General features: G+C 66.5%; 15 protein-coding genes and 1 tRNA gene. 5 read left to right on the top strand and 11 right to left on the bottom strand.

Going from position 1 to position 19,626, the window contains the following annotated elements; genetic code table 11:
• Positions 1–268: 268 nt before the first annotated feature.
• Entirely contained in the window at positions 269–1,054 is a 786-nt protein-coding gene (gene pgeF / locus WBP07_RS16440) for a peptidoglycan editing factor PgeF (RefSeq protein ID WP_395392667.1), read from the bottom strand.
• Positions 1,047–3,680, bottom strand: coding sequence for an aminopeptidase N (gene pepN / locus WBP07_RS16435; protein WP_395392666.1), 2,634 nt, complete (start codon positions 3,678–3,680; stop codon positions 1,047–1,049). The genes pgeF and pepN overlap by 8 nt, the downstream gene beginning before the upstream one ends.
• 85 nt (positions 3,681–3,765) lie before the next feature.
• Between pepN and WBP07_RS16430 the strand changes: the two genes are divergently transcribed.
• The gene (locus WBP07_RS16430) at positions 3,766–4,614 is read left to right on the top strand and encodes an SDR family NAD(P)-dependent oxidoreductase (RefSeq protein ID WP_395392665.1); all 849 of its coding nucleotides are present in this window, start codon (positions 3,766–3,768) and stop codon (positions 4,612–4,614) included.
• On the opposite strand, the gene WBP07_RS16425 is transcribed toward WBP07_RS16430, so the two are convergent.
• Together WBP07_RS16425 and WBP07_RS16420 are read right to left on the bottom strand one after the other, a co-directional pair.
• Complete coding sequence (locus tag WBP07_RS16425; protein ID WP_395392664.1) at positions 4,524–5,444, bottom strand: DMT family transporter; 921 nt, start codon at positions 5,442–5,444, stop codon at positions 4,524–4,526. The genes WBP07_RS16430 and WBP07_RS16425 overlap by 91 nt on opposite strands.
• Complete coding sequence (locus WBP07_RS16420) at positions 5,441–6,436, bottom strand: threonine aldolase family protein (protein WP_395392663.1); 996 nt, start codon at positions 6,434–6,436, stop codon at positions 5,441–5,443. Before WBP07_RS16420 ends, WBP07_RS16425 begins: the two co-directional genes overlap by 4 nt.
• A 62-nt stretch (positions 6,437–6,498) precedes the next feature.
• Between WBP07_RS16420 and WBP07_RS16415 the strand changes: the two genes are divergently transcribed.
• On the top strand, positions 6,499–6,789 hold the full coding sequence (locus WBP07_RS16415; RefSeq protein ID WP_395392661.1) for a GNAT family N-acetyltransferase: 291 nt from the start codon (positions 6,499–6,501) through the stop codon (positions 6,787–6,789).
• Between the two features lie 146 nt (positions 6,790–6,935).
• Here the strand turns inward: WBP07_RS16415 and WBP07_RS16410 are convergent, their stop codons facing one another.
• The 4 genes from WBP07_RS16410 to WBP07_RS16395 form a co-directional block, all read right to left on the bottom strand.
• Positions 6,936–10,532 (bottom strand): hydantoinase B/oxoprolinase family protein, encoded by a 3,597-nt coding sequence (locus tag WBP07_RS16410; protein ID WP_395392660.1) that lies wholly within the window; start codon positions 10,530–10,532, stop codon positions 6,936–6,938.
• Between the two features lie 255 nt (positions 10,533–10,787).
• On the bottom strand, positions 10,788–12,086 hold the full coding sequence (locus WBP07_RS16405) for an amidohydrolase family protein (protein WP_395392659.1): 1,299 nt from the start codon (positions 12,084–12,086) through the stop codon (positions 10,788–10,790).
• A complete protein-coding gene (locus WBP07_RS16400; protein ID WP_395392658.1) occupies positions 12,083–13,468 on the bottom strand; it encodes an amidohydrolase in 1,386 nt (461 codons plus the stop codon). Before WBP07_RS16400 ends, WBP07_RS16405 begins: the two co-directional genes overlap by 4 nt.
• Positions 13,469–13,543: 75 nt before the next feature.
• Complete coding sequence (locus WBP07_RS16395; protein WP_395392657.1) at positions 13,544–15,166, bottom strand: peptide MFS transporter; 1,623 nt, start codon at positions 15,164–15,166, stop codon at positions 13,544–13,546.
• Between the two features lie 261 nt (positions 15,167–15,427).
• Here WBP07_RS16395 and WBP07_RS16390 point away from each other — a divergent pair, with 261 nt between their 5' ends.
• The 3 genes from WBP07_RS16390 (at position 15,428) to WBP07_RS16380 (ending at position 16,829) form a co-directional block, all read left to right on the top strand.
• Positions 15,428–15,742, top strand: coding sequence for an integration host factor subunit beta (locus WBP07_RS16390; RefSeq protein ID WP_395395818.1), 315 nt, complete (start codon positions 15,428–15,430; stop codon positions 15,740–15,742).
• A 142-nt stretch (positions 15,743–15,884) separates the two neighbouring features.
• Positions 15,885–15,969, top strand: a tRNA-Leu gene (locus tag WBP07_RS16385).
• A 188-nt stretch (positions 15,970–16,157) separates the two neighbouring features.
• Positions 16,158–16,829, top strand: coding sequence for a PilZ domain-containing protein (locus tag WBP07_RS16380; RefSeq protein WP_395392656.1), 672 nt, complete (start codon positions 16,158–16,160; stop codon positions 16,827–16,829).
• A 7-nt stretch (positions 16,830–16,836) separates the two neighbouring features.
• On the opposite strand, the gene msrB is transcribed toward WBP07_RS16380, so the two are convergent.
• The 3 genes from msrB to WBP07_RS16365 are packed head-to-tail and all read right to left on the bottom strand — an operon-like array spanning position 16,837 to position 19,623.
• Positions 16,837–17,328: a peptide-methionine (R)-S-oxide reductase MsrB gene (gene msrB, locus WBP07_RS16375; protein ID WP_395392655.1), complete on the bottom strand. Its 492-nt coding sequence runs from the start codon at positions 17,326–17,328 to the stop codon at positions 16,837–16,839.
• Between the two features lie 28 nt (positions 17,329–17,356).
• The gene (locus WBP07_RS16370; protein WP_395392654.1) at positions 17,357–18,619 is read right to left on the bottom strand and encodes an ABC transporter permease; all 1,263 of its coding nucleotides are present in this window, start codon (positions 18,617–18,619) and stop codon (positions 17,357–17,359) included.
• A complete protein-coding gene (locus tag WBP07_RS16365) occupies positions 18,616–19,623 on the bottom strand; it encodes an ABC transporter ATP-binding protein (RefSeq protein WP_395392653.1) in 1,008 nt (335 codons plus the stop codon). Before WBP07_RS16365 ends, WBP07_RS16370 begins: the two co-directional genes overlap by 4 nt.
• Positions 19,624–19,626: the final 3 nt, after the last annotated feature.

The following is a 19,626-nucleotide window of genomic DNA, read 5'->3' as shown; positions in this document are numbered from 1 at the left end:
ACTTATATTTTAGCCTGGTATACCCCGTTAAGGGTCGCCCGATCCGAACACATCACTGTGTCTGCCCCGGACCGAATACCGACCTATCGGGCTGATATACACGAAAATCCGGCATGCCAACCGCCTTTTTGGCAGGACGATGGCGCGGGGCATGCCAGCAAATTCAAGCGATAAGGCCACGGGACGCAAGACCGTGCCGCGGCCGGGCGTTGGGGAACGCAGGGGCGATCCGCCCGGCGATCGCCGGGGAAATCGATCCCCCCGGCGATCAGCGATTGGCAATGAGCGAAAACTGGCGTCCGTAGCTGGCCTCTGCACGATGAGTGGCGCGGCGGAACGAGTAGAATCGCTCAGGCTGCGCGTACGTATCGAGGCCCAGGCGCTCCACGCCCCCAATTCCGGCCGCTTCAAGCCGGGCGGCGACATAGGCTTCAAGGTCGAACTGCCAGTGCCTGGGGCGCCCTTCGGCGAAGAATTGGCCGTTATCCGCCGATTGCGCCAGGAAGCGCGTGTGCAAACCCTCGTCCACTTCGTAGGAGACGGCGGCAATACAGGGGCCGACAGCGGCGACGATGCGCGAAGGCTCGGCCCCCAGGGATATCATGGCGGCGATGGTGCGATCGGTCACACCGGCGACCGCGCCCTTCCACCCGGCATGGGCGGCGCCGACGACGCCAGCCGCGCGATCGGCCAGCAAGACCGGCGCGCAGTCCGCCGTCAGCACGCCCAGCACCACGCCAGGACGGTCTGTGACGAGCGCGTCCGCATGCGGGCGCTCGGCATCGCTCCATACGTGCTCGCCCACCGTCACGCAGTCGGCCGAGTGGACCTGATACATGCTGGCCAGCTGGCCGCCAGGCAGCACCGCCTCGACCGCGCGGCGGCGATTCTCGGCAATGGCGGCGGGATCGTCGCCCGACCCGAGCCCGACATTGAGGCCGGAGACTTCCCCCGTGCTCACCCCGCCGCGACGGCCCAGGAAACCGTGGGGCAGGTCATCGAGCAGCCTGGCGCGATTGACCTCGACCGTGCGGGAATCGACCACCTCAGCCAAGGCTCTTGCCCACCTGTTCGCGCACGTCGCGCGAGAGGTCGGGCTGGGCCATGGTCTGCTCCAGCTCGGCGCGCATCATCGCCGCGCGCACCGGCTCGATCCGGCGCCAGCGGCCGAGATGCGGCACGAAACGCGCGGTCGTCTGCGGGTTGATGGGGTCCAGGCGGCGAATCAGGTCGCCGATCAGGCGATAGCCCTCGCCACTGGCGTCGTGGAATCCCTTGGCGTTGAGCGCCAGCGACATGAACAGCGCGCGCACGCGGTTGGGGTTGTGCAAGGTGAAATCGGGATGATCGGCCAGCGCGCGGACATGGTCGAGCACTTGCGGGTGGAAGCAGCTGGCCTGGAGCTGGAACCACTTGTCGATCACCAGCGCATTGCCCTGATAGCGCTTGTGGAAGTCGGCCAAAGCCTCGACCCGCTCGGGGCCGTCGAGATTGCACAGCACGGTGAGCGCGGATTGACGGTCGGTCATGTTGTCGGCCGCACGGTATTGCGCGATGGCCCGGGCCGCGCCTTCGACGGCATCGCCCGAGGCGATCAGGCCCAATGCCTGAGCCTTGGCCTTGCGCGCGCCGCGTGCGGAGGCATCGCGGCCGTAAGGCACGGCGGAAGCGCGGTCGTGCAAGGTCTTGAGTTCGCTTGCCAGTTCGCCGCCCAGCCAGTGCTTGAGCGCCTCGCGCTCCTCGTGGATGGCGTATGGGTCGGCGACCAGAACCTGTTCGGACAAATAGGCGACGGTCGGCAGCATCATCAGTTCGCCGCGCATCAGGTCGTCGAGTGCTTCATCCGCGATCACGGCCGCAAAAGCCTTGCCGATGGCGGCGCGGCCGGCAGCACGGTCGGCGTCGGAAAGCCCGCCGCCCACCGCCGCGACGAGGTGCTGGACGACCAGGCTCTGCATCGCCTCGTACCGGGCAAAGGGATCGTCGTCGCGCGCGGCCAGGAATACCAGATCCTCGGGATCGCGCTCGAACTCGGTGGCGACGGGGGCCGAGAAGCCGCGATTGATCGACAGCACCGGCGGCCGGGCGAAACCGGGGAAGGTGAAACTGTCCTTGGCCTTGGCGAGCACGATCAGCCGCTCGCCTGCATGCGAGCCGGTGTCACGGTCGTAGAGCGCCACGCGCAGCGGGATCGGCATCGGCTGCTTGTCGGGCTGGCCGGGGGTGGCGGGGACGGTCTGCGCCAAGGTCAGCGTCGCGACATCGCCTTCGTGGGTGAGCGAGACCGAGACTTGCGGAGTGCCCGCCTGCGAATACCAGAGGCGGAATTGCTGGAGGTCCAGCCCGGCGCCGTCCTCGATCGCCTTGACGAAGTCCTCGCACGTCGCCGCCTCTCCATCGTGGCGGTCAAAGTACAGGTCGGTGCCGTTACGGAACCGTTCGGTGCCGGCCATGGTCCGCATCATGCGGATCACCTCGGCGCCCTTGTTGTAGACGGTGGCCGTGTAGAAGTTGCTGATTTCCTGATAGGAATCCGGACGGATCGGGTGGGCGAGCGGGCCCGAATCCTCGGGGAACTGGCCGCCGCGCAAGGTGCGCACATCCTCGATCCGCTTGACCGGCTCGCTGCCCATGTCGGCGCTGAACAGCTGGTCGCGCAGGACGGTGAAGCCTTCCTTCAGCGAGAGCTGGAACCAGTCGCGGCAGGTCACGCGGTTGCCCGACCAGTTGTGGAAGTATTCGTGGCCGATCACGCTCTCGATGCCGTCGTAATCGGCGTCGGTCGCGGTTTCGGGCTCGGCCAGGACGTAGCGGGTGTTGAAGACGTTGAGGCCCTTGTTCTCCATCGCGCCCATGTTGAAGTCCGACACGGCGACGACATTGAACAGGTCGAGATCGTACTCGCGCCCGAAGGCATCCTCGTCCCACTTCATCGAGGCGATCAACGAATCCATCGCATGCTGGGTGCGCTGCTCGTCCCCCGCGCGAACCCAGATGTTGAGATCGACCTTGCGGCCCGAACGCGTGGTGAACTGCGCGTGGTTGGCGACCAGATCGCCAGCGACCAGCGCGAAGAGGTAGCTCGGCTTCGGCCAGGGATCGTGCCATTCGGCCCAGTGGCTGCCGTCCGCATTCTCGCCGGTGGCCGTGCAGTTGCCGTTGGAGAGCAGGATCGGGAACTGCGCCTTGTCGCCCGCCATGCGCACCGAATAAGTGGAGAGCACGTCGGGGCGATCCGGGAAGAAGGTGATGCGGCGGAAACCTTCCGCCTCGCACTGGGTGCAGAGCATGCCGTTAGAGGCGTAGAGGCCCATGAGCTGGCTGTTGCCCGCCGGATTGACGGCGGTTTCGACCTCGACCTGATGCGCGCCACCCGAAAGCTCCACCAGCAGGTCCGGGCCATCGAGCCGCCAGTCGTTCACCGCCTCGCCATCAACGCGCACGGCCAGCGGGGCGATCTGGTCGCCATTGAGGCGCAGCGTCGTGCCGCCCTCACCCGCCGGATTGCGCTCCACCGAAAGCTTCGCGGTGACATGCGTGGCGTCGATGCCCAGCCGGAAGTCGAGCGCGATTGCCGGAACCAGCCATTCGGGCGGCTGGTAATCCTCGCGATGGATCACCGGGGGCGTGGCGAGCGCGGGAGCGGCTTCGGGCGAGGCGGCGTTGCTGGCAATGTCCATGCCTTTCGAGTTAGGCCCGCCGCCTTGCGATTGCCAGCCGTGCCGCTACGAATTCGCGGCGATTTTTTGATAGGAAGCGAAAGCGATGGCGCCCCGCCTGTTCATCTTCGGCCTCGGCTATACCGCCAAGGCCATCGCCGCACGGCTGACGCGCAAGGGCTGGGAAGTGATCTCGACCGGGCGCGACGGCACGCTTTCCTTCGAGGATGAGGGCAATGTGCGGCTGGCGCTGGCTGATTCCGACCATGTGCTGTCCTCGGTCCCGCCCGGCAGCGAGGGGCGCGGGGAGCCGCTCGATCCGGTACTGGACCGCTATGGCGACGCACTGAAGGGCAAGGCGCTGTCCTACCTGTCCTCCACCGGCGTCTACGGCGATGCCGGCGGGGCATGGGTGGACGAGAGTGCCCCAGTAGGGATCGGCCGCCGCACAGCGCGGGCGGAGGCGGATCAGGAATGGCTCTTGCTGGGCGCGCGGGTCTATCGGCTTCCCGGCATCTATGGCCCGGGCCGCTCCATGCTCGACCGCGTGCGTGAAGGCCGCGCCCATCGCATCGATCTGCCGGGTCAGGTGTTCAGCCGCGTGCATGTGGAGGACATCGCCTCGGGCGTGATTGCGGGCCTCACGGCTCCCGCCGGCGCTTACAACCTGTCCGACGATCTGCCCTGCGCGCAAAACGCAGTGGTGGAGGAAGCCTGCCGCCTTGCCGGCCTGCCCTTCCCGCCCCTGCAGAGCCTGGAAGACGCGGCGCTCTCACCGACGGCCCGTGCCTTCTATGCGGAGAACCGCCGCGTCGCCAATGGCAAGGCGCGGCGGGTGCTCGGCTGGAAACCGCGCTTTGCGACTTACCGCGAAGGGCTGCGCGACATCAACGCCACCACCAGGCCCACCGTCGCCAGCGCCGCACCCGCGATCGCCAGCGGCGACCAGCGGTAGCCTTCGAACAGCGTGGAGATGAACATGGCGATCACGATCACCGCGACGCCGTTGTAAGCCGCCTTGCCCGCGCCAAGCTGGCGGATCAGCGTGTAATAGAGCGGGAACGTCACCACCGAACCAAGGATCGCCAGATAGGCGGTGCCCAGCCAGTAGCTCGTCTCGTGCGGGATCACCGGCGGGCCCGCAACGGCCAGCGCCAGAATCACGTCGCAGATCGTACCGTAAAGCATGGCCCATGATAGCAGGCTCACCATCGGCAGCGCCTTGCCCGTATCGTTGGCCTGAATCACGTTCGACACCGAGGCGCACATCATCGCGATCAGCGCGAAGACGGTGCCCAGCACCACCTTGCCGCCCAGCGGCGCCTCATGCGCCTCATGAAGCAGCAGCAGCGCCAGACCGCCGATGGCGATCAGGCTGCCGGTCGCGAAGCGCAAGGTTATCGGCTGCTTCAAGAGCACTCGCGCCAGGATCGCATTGGGAACCAGCAGCAAGCCGATCATGACCGCGACGATGCCCGAAGTCAGGTGCATCTCCGCCCGATAGACGAAGTTGTAATTGCCGCAGAACTGGGTGACGCCCACCGCGAAGGCCAGCAGTTGCCCGGCCTTGCCCAGCCTGAGGCTCTTGCCCATGACGATCGCCACAAGGAACATCGCCGGCGTCGCCAGCGCGAACCGCCATGCGACCGACCAACTGGCCGGCACCGCGCCGATCTGGCCGGTGATGACGAACCAGGTCGATCCCCAGATCAGCGCGACCAGCAGGAACGGCAGCGCCACTGCCGGCTTCAGGAAGCTCGGCGCCGTGTCGGTTGAGCCGCTCACAACGCGGCAACCGCGCGGGCGAGAGCCGTCACGTGTTCGCCGCGCGAATCCCATGCGGTAACCAGTCGGGCGGCATCGTCGCCCCAGTCGTAAAACTCGAAGCCCTGCGCACGCAGCGCGGCGCGCTCGGCAGCGGTGGAGGTGAGGAATATCTCGTTCGCTTCGACCGGGTGGAGCAGACGATCCCCCGCCGAGGCTGCGATCTCGGCGGCGGCGGCATTGGAAGCCCGCGCGTTGTCGAGCCAGAGGTCGCCCTCCAGCATCGCCAGAATCTGCGCGGCGAGATAACGCCCCTTCGATTGCAGGTGCCCCGCCCGCTTGCGGCGGAAGCGGACCTTGTCGGCCATGGCTGGATCGAAGAACACGATGGCCTCCGCGCTCATCGCCCCGTTTTTGACCATGCCGAAGCTCAGCGCATCGACGCCTAGCGCCGCATCGGCCGCACTGCCGCCCAGAAACGCCACAGCATTGGCGAAGCGCGCGCCGTCCATATGCAGGCCGAGGCCCTTGCCCTTCACGAAGGCGGACAGCGCGGTCAGTTCATCGGGCCGATAGACGCAGCCATATTCGCTGGCCTGCGTGACCGAGACGGCATGGGGCTGCACCTGATGGACGCCGTCGCGGATCGGATCGATCACGCGGGCAATCGCGTCGGGCGTGATCTTGGCGCTTTCGCCGTCGGCCAGCAGTAGCTTGGCGCCGTGGAGATAGAAACCGGGCGCGCCGCCCTCGTCCATCTCGATATGCGCTTCGCGATGGCAGATCACCGCGCCGTGCGGCTCGACCATGGCCGAAAGTGCAAGGCAATTCGCCGCCGTGCCCGTCGCGACCCACAGCGCGGCACAATCACGCCCGAACAGCGCGGAAAACCGCGCATCCAGCGCTTTGCTGAGACCATCGCCATCATAAGGCGAATCGGGTTCGTCGGCAGCCTTCATGGCATCCCAGACCCTCGGGTGGACCCGTGCGGCGTTGTCGGAAAGGAACTTCATGACCATATGCCCTAGAGCGGACGCCATCCCCGTCAAGCAGACCTTTTCAGGAGAGCCCACATATGCTCGGCGTGACTATCACTGCCCATGAAAACGGAAATTCGGGCGAGTACATCGCCCATGTCGCCGATAGCGACGCCACCGGCCGCCTCACCTGGACCGAGCGGGACGGCGTTCGCTATGCCGAGCATACCCTGGTGCCGCCGGTAATCGGCGGGCGCGGCGTGGCCGGGCGGCTGGTCGAGGCGATGGTGGCGGATGCGCGGGAGAACCATTTCAGGATCGGCCCGCTGTGCAGCTATGTGGACGCGGCCTTCCGGCGGCATCCGGAATGGGCGGACGTGAAGGCCTAAGGCATACCCGCCACCTCCCCCCATTCAATCCTGTCGCCCCCGCGAAGGCAGGGGCCCCGCTTTCCTTGGGTGCCACCGCAAGAAGGAAGCGGGATCCCGGCCTTCGCGGGGATGGCGAGGCTGGGATGAATGCGTGGGTCCGTGCTTTACTGAGGCTTCCCAAAGCCCCCACCACCCGGCGTGTCGATCACGAAGATATCGCCCGGCGCCAACTGCGCCGTAGCGGTCGCGCCCAGTTCCTCGATCAAACCATCGGCCCGCTCGATCCGATTACGCCCCGGCTCGCCATCCGCGCCGCCGCCAAGGCCGAAGGGCGAAGTCCTGCGCCGCTGCGAGAGAATGCCCGCCTGCATCGGTTCCAGGAACCGCACGCGCCGCGTCGCGCCATCGCCGCCCCTGTGCGCGCCTGAGCCGCCCGACCCCCGCCGGATCGAGAACTCTTCCAGCAGCACCGGATAGTTGGTTTCCAGCACTTCGGGATCGGTGAGCCGGCTGTTGGTCATATGCGTCTGCACCACCGGCGTGCCGTCGAAATCCGGCCCCGCACCGGAACCGCCCGAGATCGTCTCGTAATACTGATAGCGGGCATTGCCGAAGGTGAAGTTGTTCATCGTCCCCTGCGAAGCCGCCATCGCGCCCAGTGCGCCGAACAACGCATCGGTGATCGCCTGACTGGTCTCGACATTGCCCGCAACCACCGCCGCCGGCGCCTTGGGATAGAGCATCGAGCCTTCGGGCACGCGCAAGGTGATGGGCCGCAGGCAGCCCTCGTTCATCGGCACCGCATCATCTATCAGCGTGCGCACCACATAGAGCACCGCCGCGCGCACGACCGGCAACGGAGCATTGAAGTTGTCGGGCAGCTGGGCGCTGGTGCCGGCGAAGTCGATGGTCGCGCCGCGCGTCTCGCGGTCGATGGTCACCTTGACCGCGATTTCCGCGCCATTGTCCATCGGCACGCGGAACGCGCCGTCCTGAAGCCGATCGATCAGCGCGCGGACGGCCTGCTCGGCATGGGCCTGCGCGTGGGCCATGTAGGCGTCCACCACCTCGCGCCCCTGCTCGCGCGCCACACGACGCAGTTCGGAGGCGCCGCGTTGGCAGGCGGCAAGCTGCGCGCGTAGGTCGGCAAGGTTCTGCTCGATCGCGCGCGAGGGATACGGGCCGGAAGCGAGCAATTCGCGCAAGGGACCTTCCTGCAGCGCACCGCGATCGACCAGCAGCACATTGTCGATCAACACGCCTTCCTCGTCGAGCGAGCGCGAGCCCGGCGGCATCGATCCGGGGCTGATTCCGCCAATATCGGCATGGTGCCCGCGCGCGGCGACGAACCAGGCCGGCACCGTCTCGCCCTCGATGAAGACCGGCATGACCACGGTAATATCGGGCAGATGCGTGCCGCCATCGTACGGCGCATTGAGGACATAGGCGTCGCCAGACAGGATACCCCGACCATCCTTATCGTCCCCACGCCGCTGGAGGATCGTGCGCACGCTCTCGCCCATCGAGCCCAAGTGGACGGGCATATGCGGGGCATTGGCGACAAGGTTGCCCGCGCGGTCGAACAAGGCGCAAGAGAAGTCCAGTCGCTCGCGGATGTTCACCGAACTGGCCGAGTGCTGAAGCGCGGCGCCCATCTCCTCGGCAATCGCCATGAACAGCGCGCCCATGATTTCGAGGCGCACGGGATCGCATTCGGTCGAGAGATCGGCCGAGACCTGCTGCGCCGCCTCGCGCGTCAGGATCAGGTTGCCAACGTGATCGACCCGCACCTGCCAGCCGGGCTCTACCACGGTGGTGGACACATCATCCACCACCAGCAGCGGACCATCGGCCGTGAAGCCCTCGGCCAGCCCCTCGCGCAAATAGAGTGGCACGCGGTGGCGGGCCCCCTGCGTCCATAGGTCGACGTATTCTGCAGCCGGAACGGACTCGGCGGGCAGCACCAGCGTTGCGCCGCCCCCGGAATGGCCGGCATAGACCGCCTCCACCCGCAGCGTTTCACCGATCAATTGTTCGCCCGCGCCGAAGCCGAAGCGCTGATGCCAGCCTTCACGAAATGCATCGCGCATCGCGTCGAGCGAGCCCACCGGCACTTCGATGGCATTGTCGCTGCCCTTGGGCCGCACCGCCAGCGCGGCCTCGATCGCGATCTCTTGGGGCGCGATGCCCTGCGCGGCGAGAGCCTTGCGCGCTTCATCGCCCAACATGGCAACGGCAGCATCGAGTGACGTCATGGCGTCACCATCCAGCGGCAGGGCCAGCGTGCGCTGGCGCAGCATCCGCCGGTCCGCGAGGCCCATGCCATAAGCCGACAGCACCGAGGCGAGCGGGTGGCACAGCACGCTTGTCACCCCCAGCGCATCGGCCACCTTGCAGGCATGCTGTCCGCCAGCGCCGCCGAACGTCACCAGCGCCGCGCGGGTCATGTCGTGACCGCGCCGCAGCGAGACGGTCTTGATCGCATTGGCCATGTTGGCGACCGCGATTTCCAGGAAGCCCTCCGCCGCCTGCTCGCGCGTCAGTTCGCGGCCGGAGGCGGCGCGGACTTCGGCCAAGACTTCGTTCATCCGCACCTCAGCCGCTGCCAGATCGAGTGGTGCGTTGCCTTCGGGGCCGAAGACATGCGGAAAGTGTTCGGGGCGCAGCTTGCCGAGCAGCAGGTTGCAGTCGGTCACCGCCAGCGGGCCGCCGCGACGGTAGCAGGCCGGGCCGGGCACCGCGCCCGCGCTCTCCGGACCGACCAGGAAGCGTGCGCCATCGAAGCGGCAGATCGAGCCGCCGCCCGCCGCCACCGTCTCGATCCGCATCATCGGCACGCGTACGCGGGCACCGGCCACGCGCGTCTCGCTGTCGCGCTCGTAGGCGCCGGCATAGTGCGACACGTCGGTAGAAGTGCCGCCCATGTCGAAGCCGAGCACGTGATCGAAGCCGGCCTCCTTGGCGATGGCCGCCATGCCGACGATACCGCCGGCTGGGCCGGACAGGATCGCGTCCTTGCCGGCAAAGGCGTCGCCCGTGGTGAGCCCGCCGCTCGACTGCATATAGAGCGCCGAAACCTTGGGCCCGAGCCCCGCTTCCAGCCCTTCAACATAGCGCGCCAGCACCGGCGAGAGATTGGCGTCCACCACCGTGGTATCGCCGCGCGCGATCAGCTTGATCAGCGGCGCGACCTCGTGGCTCACCGAGACCTGGGTAAAGCCGATCTCCCGCGCCAGCTCGGCCAGTGCCGCCTCATGCGCCGGATGGCGATACCCGTGCATCAGCACGACGGCAACGGCACGCAGGCCGGCGTCGAAGTGGCGTTGCAGGCCCGCTCGCGCGGCGTCGAGATCGAGCGTGCTGTGGACGGTACCGTCCGCGCCGACGCGCTCGTCGATCTCCAGCACGGCGGCGTTGAGCGGTTCGGGCAGGACGATGTGGCGGGCGAAGATGTCGGGCCGCTCCTGCGTGCCGATCTTCAGCGCATCACCGAAGCCGCGCGTGATCGCCAGCAGCACCGGCTCTCCCTTGCCTTCAAGCAGGGCGTTGGTGGCAACCGTGGTACCAAGGCGGAGTTCGGCTTCCGGCAATTCGCCCGTGGCAGTGCCGGTCAGCCGCCGCATGGCCTCCACGGCGGCATCGTCATAGCGGCCGGGGTCTTCGGAAAGGAGCTTCAGCCGCTCGAACCGACCATCGGGCGCACGCGCCACCACGTCGGTAAAGGTGCCACCGCGATCGACCCAGAATTGCCATTTGCTCATGGCGCCCTTCATGGCCGGGTGAGCAGGCTGATGGAAGGTAGAATGGGATAAAATATCCGGCGCACGCAGGCGCAATCCGGCTCGCGCATCCGACCGTGGAACCAAAACTTCGTTGCCCCGGCGAAGGCGGGGCCCCGCTTCCTTTTGCCGAGCACGCAAGGAAAGCGGGATCCCCGCCTTCGCGGGGATGACGAAGAGTTTGGAGGTCAGGTTGGGCGCCGGATGAATCCCATCCGGCGCCCCATTCCGGATCGCCTACCAGTCGTAGGCCTTGGGCAGATACGTGCGATCAAGGCTCTTGTAGCGCTGCTTCAAACGGCTCTGGTGGTTGTCGAGCGGCTGCTTGACGCCATCGATGAACACCTCGGTCGGGGCCGAGGACAGCTCCAGCGGATCGCCGTCCCAGATCACCACGTCGCCCACGGCGCCCGGCGCCAGCACGCCGGCTTTTCCGCCCATACCGCTGATCTCGGCGGGAACCGAGGTGATCGCCGCAAAGGCTTCTCCCCAGGTCAGGCCCGCTGCGCCCGGCAGCTTGGCGAGGGCGACGAGATTGCCCGCCTCCTGCGGAGCATAGCGCGGCTGGTTGGAGGTGTTGAACATGCCGATGGCGACCTTCACGCCGGCCTTCTTCATGCGCCCGACGTTGGACTGCGTGGCCGCCAGCGCCTCGAACGCGGAAGGCAGGTCGCGGAGCGGCATCGTGATCACCGGCACCTTGGCAGCGGCGATATCGGCAGCGACCAGCCAACCCTCGGTCGCGCCGACCAGCACCAGATCGAGCTTGGGAAACTCGGTCTTGAGCGCCAGCACGCTGCGAATGTCGGACGCACGCTCGACACCGACGTAGAGCGGCTGGCGGCCGTCGATCACCTGTGCCAGTGCCACGGCATCGGCCCGGGTGAGCAGCGCGTCTGGGCTGCGCGCGGCGGTGGGCGAAGCGGCCACATCGCGCGCTTCACGCAAGGCGTTGCGCAAGGCGACGTGGGCAGCGACACGGCTGCCGCCGGCCAGCTTCGCACCCGCCTCGCCCAGTTCGACGAACTGGAAGGCGCGCGCCTTGGTCACCGCGTTGGGATCGGCGCCAAGATCGATCACCGCACCCTGCCCGGCGAAAATCGAATGCCCGTTGTAGGGCGAGACGCTGGCGCGGGTGACGCCGCCTTCGCGGCTGATGGCGATGTGCTCGCTGTTCGGGTTGATCGCCGGGCTGACGTCCAGCGCCGCGTTGAACGGCGAATCCTCGGCTTCGGTGTCGTTGCTGTTGGCCACGCCCTCGACGTCGAGCAGGCCAAGATCGGTCACGGCGGCGAACAGGCCCGGCGTCACCCATTTGCCGGTGCCGTCGATGCTCTGGACGCCGGCGGGCACGGCAACGCCGGCCCCCGCTGCGACCACCTTGCCGGCGCGCACGACCACGGTGCCGTGCTCGATAGGCGCGCTGCCGTCGCCCGTGGCGACAGTGGCGTTGGTGATCGCAAAGTCCTGGGCGACAGCAGCCGGGGCGAAAGCGGTTGCCGCGAGCGCCGCGGCGATGATGGCGCGGCGGCTCATTTCACGTCTCCTTCACCGGCCTGCCCAAGTTCGAAATCGCTCACCGGGCGGCGCTTTGCGTCCAGCGCGTCGAACATCAGGGCGCCGTCGATCCACACCTTCTCAGGCCGCGAATAGACCGAGAGCGGATTGCCGTTCCACAGCACCACATCGGCCATCTTGCCGGTTTCCAGGCTGCCGGTCTTCTCACCGATGCCCATGGCCTTGGCGGCATTGTAAGTGAACCAGCTCACCACCTTGGCATCGGGAATGTCGATGCCGATGCGGCGGCCGTCGGCCTGCGCCTTGGCCGCTTCTTGGTTCAGGCGCTGGATGCCGTTCTCATCGTCAGAGTGGATCACCACGCAGGTGCCCGCATTGGCGAGCAGCGCGGCGTTCTCTGGAATGGCGTCGTAGGCTTCCATCTTGAAGCCGTACCAATCGGCCCAGACGGCGGCGCAGATGTCGTTTTCGCGCAGCACGTCGGCTATCTTGTAGGCTTCGACCGCGTGGTGGAAAGCGGCGACCTTGTAGCCCATTTCCTTGGCCATATCGATCACCTGCGCCATCTCGTCCGCGCGGTAACAGTGGTTCTGGACCAGGATCTCGCCCTTCAGCACGCCTTCGAGGGTGTCCTTGCCCAGATCGCGTTCCGAATGGTCGCCATCCATATACTGGCGCGCATCGATCCAGGCCTGGCGGTCCACCGAGAAGTTGCCCATGCGGGTGGAGGGCTTCTGGCCCTTGCCGCCGTAGACGCGCTTGGGATTTTCGCCGCAGGCCATTTTCAGCGCATAGGGCGCGCCGGGGAACTTCATGCCCTGCACGGTGATCGAGGGCACGTTCTTCAGCGTGACCGTGCGCCCGCCCATCAGGTTGCCGGAGCCGGGCAGGATTTCCAGCGTCGTCACGCCGCCGTTGGCCAGCGCGCGGGTGAAGCCGGGGTCCTGCGGCCAGACCGAGTGTTCGGCCCAGACGTCGGGCGTGGTCGGGCTGGTCATTTCGTTGCCGTCCGACAGCGCATCGACCGAGGGGGAGGGATATACGCCCAGGTGCGAGTGGATGTCGATCACGCCGGGGGTGACGAACTTTCCAGTGCCGTCGACCCGCGTGTAGCCGTCCGGGATCGCCATGCCGGCAGCGCCGATGGCGACGAGCTTGCCGTCCTTGAACAGCACCACGCCATTGTCGATCCGGCCGCCGCGCCCGTCATAGACGGTGGCGCCGACAAGCGCGGTCGGCGTGCCCGGATAGGCCTTGTACGTGGAAGGGTATGGATCGGCGACGATCGGCGCAGGCTTCTTGTCCTGCTTCTTGGCGTCCGCGCTGTTGGCGCTGAACGCCAGCGCGGTGCCCAGCACGAGCAGCGACGTCCAGCGCCGCAATCCCGGCGTTTTGGTCATGTGGATTCCCCTGTCTTGAAGCGTATTCGTGAAACCGGCCCGGAAACCTGGGTTTCCGGGCCGGCAAATGACGTGTCAGTTCGGCTTGAGCGTTGGGTGGATGCCGGCTTCCTGTGCCTCCAGCCCGAACTCGGAACTGCCCTCCAGCTCGATGTCCTTCAGCGTGTCCATGTGCATCCAGCGCTTCACGAACCGCGCGAGGAGGATGACCACGACGCCGATCCCCACGACCCACCAGCCGATGGTGCCGTAGATCGCGACGGTGCCCTCACGGGTCATTGCGCCGTGTTCGCCGCCGGTCGCCTGGCCGATCATGCCGGCCACGAAGTTGCCGCCGGCAGTGGCGAAGAACCACGCGCCCATGATGAAGCTGGCAAGGTGGCGGGGGGCCAGGCGGTTCATCGCGCTGAGGCCCACCGGCGAGAGGCAAAGCTCACCCAGCGTGTGGAACCAGTAGATCAGGAAGATGAAGAACACGCCGACCTTGGCGCCCTGCCCGGCGACGGCATCGCCCCAGACCAGCGACACGAAGCCGAGGCCGACGAGCACGAGGCCATAGCCGAACTTGGCCGGTGCGGAAGGCTCCACCTGCTTGCGGCCCAGCGAACGCCACAGCCACGCCAGGAGCGGTGCGAAAGTGACGATGAAGATCGGGTTCACCGCCTGGAACAGCGAGGTGGGCACGCCGCCACGCTCCACGAAGCGGTCGGTGAACAGCGACAGCGAGCCGCCCGCCTGTTCGAACAGACCCCAGAAGATCGGCTGGAACGCCAGCAGGAAGATGATCGCGAAAATGCGCTCACGCGGTTCCTTGGGCATGCGGAACGCTTCGACCAGCAGGTAACCGATCAGGCCGACGGCAGAGATCAGCAGCAGCGTGCCGACCACGGCCTGGAACTGGATCAGCGCCCAGAGCACCGCGACCGAGGCGGTGCCCATGGCGTAGAGCGACCATTCGCGCTTCTTCGCCAGCGGCACCGGCGGTTCGCCGCGGCCGTTGAGCGCAGGCTTGCCGACCATGAAGATGATCAGGCCCAGCACCATGCCGATGCCCGCCAGACCGAAGCCGTAGCCCCAGCCGATCGTCTCGCCCAGGTAGCCGACCAGGATCGTGCCCAGCGCCGCGCCCGAGTTGATGCCCATGTAGAACAGCGAATAGGCGCCGTCGCGGCGCTCATCCGTCAGCTTGTAGAGCTGGCCGACGATCACCGAGATGTTCGCCTTCAGGAAGCCGGAGCCGACGATGATGAAGGCCAGGGCCAGCCAGAACACGTTGATCGTGGGATCGCTCTGCCCGCCGGTGCCCTCAAACGCCATCAGCACGTGGCCGAAGGCAAGGAGCACGCCGCCGAACAGCACGGCCTTGCGCTGCCCAAGGTAACGGTCGGCCAGATAGCCGCCAAGGACCGGGGTGATGTAGACGAGGCTGGTGTAGGCGCCGTAGATCAGGTTCGCCTTGCCGTCATCAAACAGCCAATGTTTGGTGAGATAGAGGATGAGCAGGGCGCGCATCCCGTAGTACGAGAAGCGTTCCCACATTTCCGTGTAGAAAAGCACGAAAAGACCGCGCGGGTGGCCGACCACTTCCTGGCTCTTGCGCGAGGCGATGACGCCGCCGATCGCCAAAATGGCGAACAGCAGGATCGCGCCGATCGCGCCGACCCAGTCCCCCTCGTTCCAGGTTCCGATATCCTTCATGCGTCCTCTTGTGCTTCGTTCACGCCGACCCGTGGCGCCAAAGGAGGGGACGTTAACGGGCAATTTCGCGCTGTAAATGGGCGAGAGCCACGCTGAACCGCAGTTGCCGGGCCGCACAGCCCCTGCCGCAGGGGCAAATTCCCCTCATCCGGTAGGAGCATTGCGCGAAAGCCCCGGCAATGGCATTTTCTGGGTTAGAGCGATCCAAGTCACGCGAAATATTGTGATTCGCGCTTGGGCTGAGGATTTTTTCGGCCATCTCTGTTTTCGGCCAGATCTACGGAAAGGTGCGAGATGATCAGATCCGAACTGCTGCAAGAGCTCTCGAAGGAAAATCCGGAACTGCGCGCCGAAGACGTGGAACGGGCAGTGGACACGTTCTTCGACGAAATCGCCCAGCGCTTGGCCGATGGTGGCCGGGTTGAACTGCGCGGCTTCGGCGCGTTCTCCACCCGCCATCGCGACAGCCGCAAGGGCCGCAATCCCCGCACCGGCGAAAGCGTGGAAGTGCCTGAGAAGCGCGTTCCTTATTTCAAGCCCGGCAAGGAAATGCGCGTTCGCCTGAACGTACATTGAGCCTGGATTGAACGTTCAGGGCCCAGCTTTTACCGATCTGCGCCTGCGCTAATCACCGGCCGTATGCGGTTGCCCTGTTGCCCGACCCGCTGCGATCTGCCAAATCGCGCACGGCTTTTAAGGCGTGCTTCCGGCATGTCGTGCGGGCGTGGCGGAATGGTAGACGCCGGGGACTTAAAATCCCCTGATCTGTGATCGTGCGGGTTCGAGTCCCGCCGCCCGCACCAGCCTTCTTCCCCTTTACCCTTCGGTAACCCGCGAATCGGTATTTTCGGGGGCGAACCCGTTTGGCTCTTTGCAGTGCCGATTCTCCGCCCGTCGCAGACCGGCGGCGATCGGTTGTCGCCCGCAAATGCGGGAACGACGGGACCGCTTTCGGTGCAAACCCAAAGCGATCCGCAAGGGTGCACCAGAAATGACCAATCCCGATCGCCTGCCTCCATCAGCGACCGCCGACGATGGCACAATCCGGGGGGACGGATTTTCCGAACTGCGCCAGCAGCCACGCTTCGCCCTGTTGCTGCGTCAGGCCAAGCTAATCGGAAATGGCCGCGAATACTTGTGCATCGTGCGCGACGTTTCGGCCACCGGCGTCAAGCTCCGACTATTTCACCCCCTGCCCGAAGGCGACGACTTCGCGCTGGAAATGACCACGGGCCAGCGCTTTCCCGCGATCCGCGTGTGGGAGCAGGAAGGCGAGGCGGGCTTTCAGTTCGATCCTCCGATCGATCTGGTGCGCTTCATCGCCGAAGCCGGTCCCTTCCCCAAGCGCCCCGTCCGCCTGAGCGTGGATCATCCGGCAATGATCCATTTCGGCGGCCAGGACCATCCCGCGATGATCCGCGACCTTTCGCGCCAGGGCGCGGGGATCGAGACCGAGCAGATGCTGGCGATCGGGCAGAAGCTTCGGCTTTCCGCCAGCCAGTTGCCTTCCTTCGACGCCACGGTCTGCTGGCGCCGGCACCCTGCCTATGGCCTGGTCTTCGACCAGTTGCTGAGTCTGGAGCAGCTGGCCCTTCGGACCTCGCGCATGGAAGTCGCAAAAATGGATGTCGCGCAGGCCGACGAGGGCGACGCGCCGCGCTGACGCGTGGTTAGCCGGCGCGGAAGGTCATCGCCGCGCCATTCATGCAGTATCGCATGCCCGTCGGCGGTGGACCGTCATCGAAAACATGGCCGAGATGGCCGCCGCACCGCGCACAATGGACCTCCGTCCGCGAAACCCCGATCACATAGTCGGTGGAGGTTTCGACTGCGCCGGCCAGCGGCCGGGTGAAGCTGGGCCAACCGGTATGACTGTCGAACTTGGCGGTGGAGGAGAACAGCGGATTGCCATCCGCCGCGCAAAGGAACGTACCCTTGCGATGCTCGTCATTGAGCGGCGAGGAATAGGATCGCTCAGTCCCTGCCTCGCGCAGGATATGGAACTGGGCCGGCGTCAGCAGCTTGCGCCACTCAGCCGCACTGTGATTGACGGGGTAGGTCTTGGCCTGGGCCACCTGGCTGTCGCAGGCGGCCAGCACCGGCAGAGCGGCGCCGGCGCCCAGCCAACCCAGAATTTCGCGGCGAGAGGTCAGGAACGGCATCGAAGGCTTTCTCCCCTTCACATGCCTGTCAGTTCGCTCCAGCCGCATCGACGGTTACACCGCGCGACCAGCGCTTGGCCGAGCGCCGCTTCAGGCCCCGGGCCGGGCCGGACTTCATCACCCGCGAACGGAACAGCCGCGCGCCGATCCGCACCAGCAGCATGACCCAGGCCACCTGCCAGCCGATGGCGATCAGGTGCGGCGTCAGCGCCGGATCCTGGGCCGCGCGCGCCAGCATCGCGAAGGGCGAGCTGAACGGGAAGACCATCGCAGCGGTCTCCACCATGCTGCCCGGCTGCGTCATCGCGAAGCTGGCGAAGAAGAACACCATCAGCTGCAGCATCGTCACCGGCATCGACAGGGTCTGCACTTCTCGCACCGTCGTCGCCATCGATCCGATCGACAGGAATACGGAGCCGAGCAGGAGGTAGGCCATCGCGAAATAGACCACCCCCAGCGCGACCAGCAGCGGCCAGCCCACCGCAGGCTCGGCCAGATGCGGCAACGCCGATCCGCCAAGATAGATCACCGCCAATGCCGCCGCCGCCCAGGTGGCGATGCCCACCAGAGAGACGCCCAGCATCGCGAACAGCTTGCCCAGGAAGACCGCATCCATCGGAATCGCGGCAGCCAGCACTTCGATGATCTTGTTGCCCTTTTCCTCGACAAGGTTGGAAAGCACCATGCCTGCCAGCATCATCGTCAGCAGGAACAGCATCATCTGCGCGCTCTGCGCCGTGGTCAGGCGCCCCCGGCGCTCGCTCGCCGAACTGTTCGTCACCGGCTTCAGCGCGATCTGGGGATAGGCGATGGCCTGTCCGGACCGGGCCTGCGCCGCCAACATGGAAACCGGCCCGCGCCAATTGCCGATCAGCCCGTCCGGCCCTGTCAGCACCGGTTCGGCAAGCGTGCCGGTCAGCACGGCCGCGACATTGCCCTTCCTGGCCACCAGCGCGGCGCGGGCGTCGAATGCCTGGTCGGGCGCAAGCGCCTGGAGGACGATCAGATCCGGCATCGCGTCGCCCAGCGCCGGCGCAAGGCGCGCCCGTGCGGCGGTCAGGGCACCAATATCGGCCGCGCTCATTGCCACGCCCAGTACCGGTTGTTCCGCGCTGGCCTGAACCCGCGCGCCGACGCTGCCGGCCAAAGTGGCGACGACCACCGGGAACAGCGGGCCCAACAGGAAGAAGAAGAAGCTGCGGCTGAACAGGATCGCGGTGAAATCGCGGCGGGCGACTACCCAGGCGGCGGCCAGCACCGAAAGGCGGCCGGTTCGGACATGTTCGCTCATCGGCCCTGCTCCTGTTCGGGGCTCTCTTCCAGTGCCTTGGCCGCCGCTTCTCCGGCGATCGCCACGAAGGCATCGTGCAGCCCAGCCCGCTCGATCGAGAGCGAAAGGATGCCGGCATCACCCTCGATCAGCGCGCGCAGCAGCGGCTCCACACCGGTTTCGGGTAGCGAGAAGTTCCAAAACGCGCCCTCCCGCCGCACATCGGCGGGCAGCGCGGCGCGCCAGGGGCCATCGGACGCGCGGGTTTCCAGCCGGACTTGCGGGCGAATGCGGTCGCGCGCGACGTCGACAGGGCCTGCAAACGGCACTTTTCCGCCGGCGATGATCGCTACATCATCGCACAGACGCTCGGCATGGGCGATGACGTGGGTGGAGAAGATCACCGTCGTCCCCTCCTCCGCCAGCCCGCGCATCATGCGTTCCAGCTTGCCCTGATTCAGCGCATCGAGCCCGGAAAATGGCTCGTCGAAGATCACCAGCCGCGGGCGGTGGACCAGGGTGCCCAGGATCTGCACCTGCTGCGCCATACCCTTGGAAAGCTGGCGAATCTGCCGGTCCGCCGCGTAGCCGAGGCCGTGGCGTTCGAGCAGTTCGTGCGCCCGCTTGCGCCCTTCCCTCAGCGGCAATCCGCGCAGCGATCCCAGAAAAGCAATCGCCTCGGTCGCCTTCATCGCCGGATAGAGGCCGCGCTCTTCGGGCAGGTAGCCGATGGCGTGAGCGACGTCGTGCGGACGGTCCGCGCCCAGAATTCGGCGGGTTCCGGCGTCCGGATCGATGATTCCCAGCAACATCCGCAGCGTCGTGGTCTTGCCGGCGCCATTGGGACCTAGAATGCCGTAGACGGCACCTACCGGCACCTGAAGATCCACACCGTCCACCGCGGTGAACCCGTCGAAACGCTTGACCAGCCCGCGCGCCTCTATCGCAAGAGGACGCACATCGGCATGCGCCGAATCGGCTCCCTCATTGCTGGCCACGGGCCAATCTCCTAGTGCGATGTTCATTGA

Origin of the sequence: Novosphingobium oxfordense, from assembly GCF_044029435.1 — a bacterium.
Taxonomy (GTDB): domain Bacteria; phylum Pseudomonadota; class Alphaproteobacteria; order Sphingomonadales; family Sphingomonadaceae; genus Novosphingobium.
This window is presented reverse-complemented; position numbering and strand designations above follow the sequence as displayed.

Coding starts and splice junctions, on each gene's coding strand:
- WBP07_RS16380 (WP_395392656.1), top strand. CDS start 16,158: ATGACCAATCCCGATCGCCTGCCTCCATCAGCGACCGCCGACGATGGC.
- pepN (WP_395392666.1), bottom strand. CDS start 3,680: ATGGACATTGCCAGCAACGCCGCCTCGCCCGAAGCCGCTCCCGCGCTC.
- WBP07_RS16395 (WP_395392657.1), bottom strand. CDS start 15,166: ATGAAGGATATCGGAACCTGGAACGAGGGGGACTGGGTCGGCGCGATC.
- msrB (WP_395392655.1), bottom strand. CDS start 17,328: ATGCCGTTCCTGACCTCTCGCCGCGAAATTCTGGGTTGGCTGGGCGCC.
- WBP07_RS16400 (WP_395392658.1), bottom strand. CDS start 13,468: ATGACCAAAACGCCGGGATTGCGGCGCTGGACGTCGCTGCTCGTGCTG.
- WBP07_RS16405 (WP_395392659.1), bottom strand. CDS start 12,086: ATGAGCCGCCGCGCCATCATCGCCGCGGCGCTCGCGGCAACCGCTTTC.
- WBP07_RS16420 (WP_395392663.1), bottom strand. CDS start 6,436: ATGAAGTTCCTTTCCGACAACGCCGCACGGGTCCACCCGAGGGTCTGG.
- WBP07_RS16365 (WP_395392653.1), bottom strand. CDS start 19,623: ATGAACATCGCACTAGGAGATTGGCCCGTGGCCAGCAATGAGGGAGCC.
- WBP07_RS16370 (WP_395392654.1), bottom strand. CDS start 18,619: ATGAGCGAACATGTCCGAACCGGCCGCCTTTCGGTGCTGGCCGCCGCC.
- WBP07_RS16410 (WP_395392660.1), bottom strand. CDS start 10,532: ATGAGCAAATGGCAATTCTGGGTCGATCGCGGTGGCACCTTTACCGAC.
- WBP07_RS16430 (WP_395392665.1), top strand. CDS start 3,766: ATGGCGCCCCGCCTGTTCATCTTCGGCCTCGGCTATACCGCCAAGGCC.
- WBP07_RS16415 (WP_395392661.1), top strand. CDS start 6,499: ATGCTCGGCGTGACTATCACTGCCCATGAAAACGGAAATTCGGGCGAG.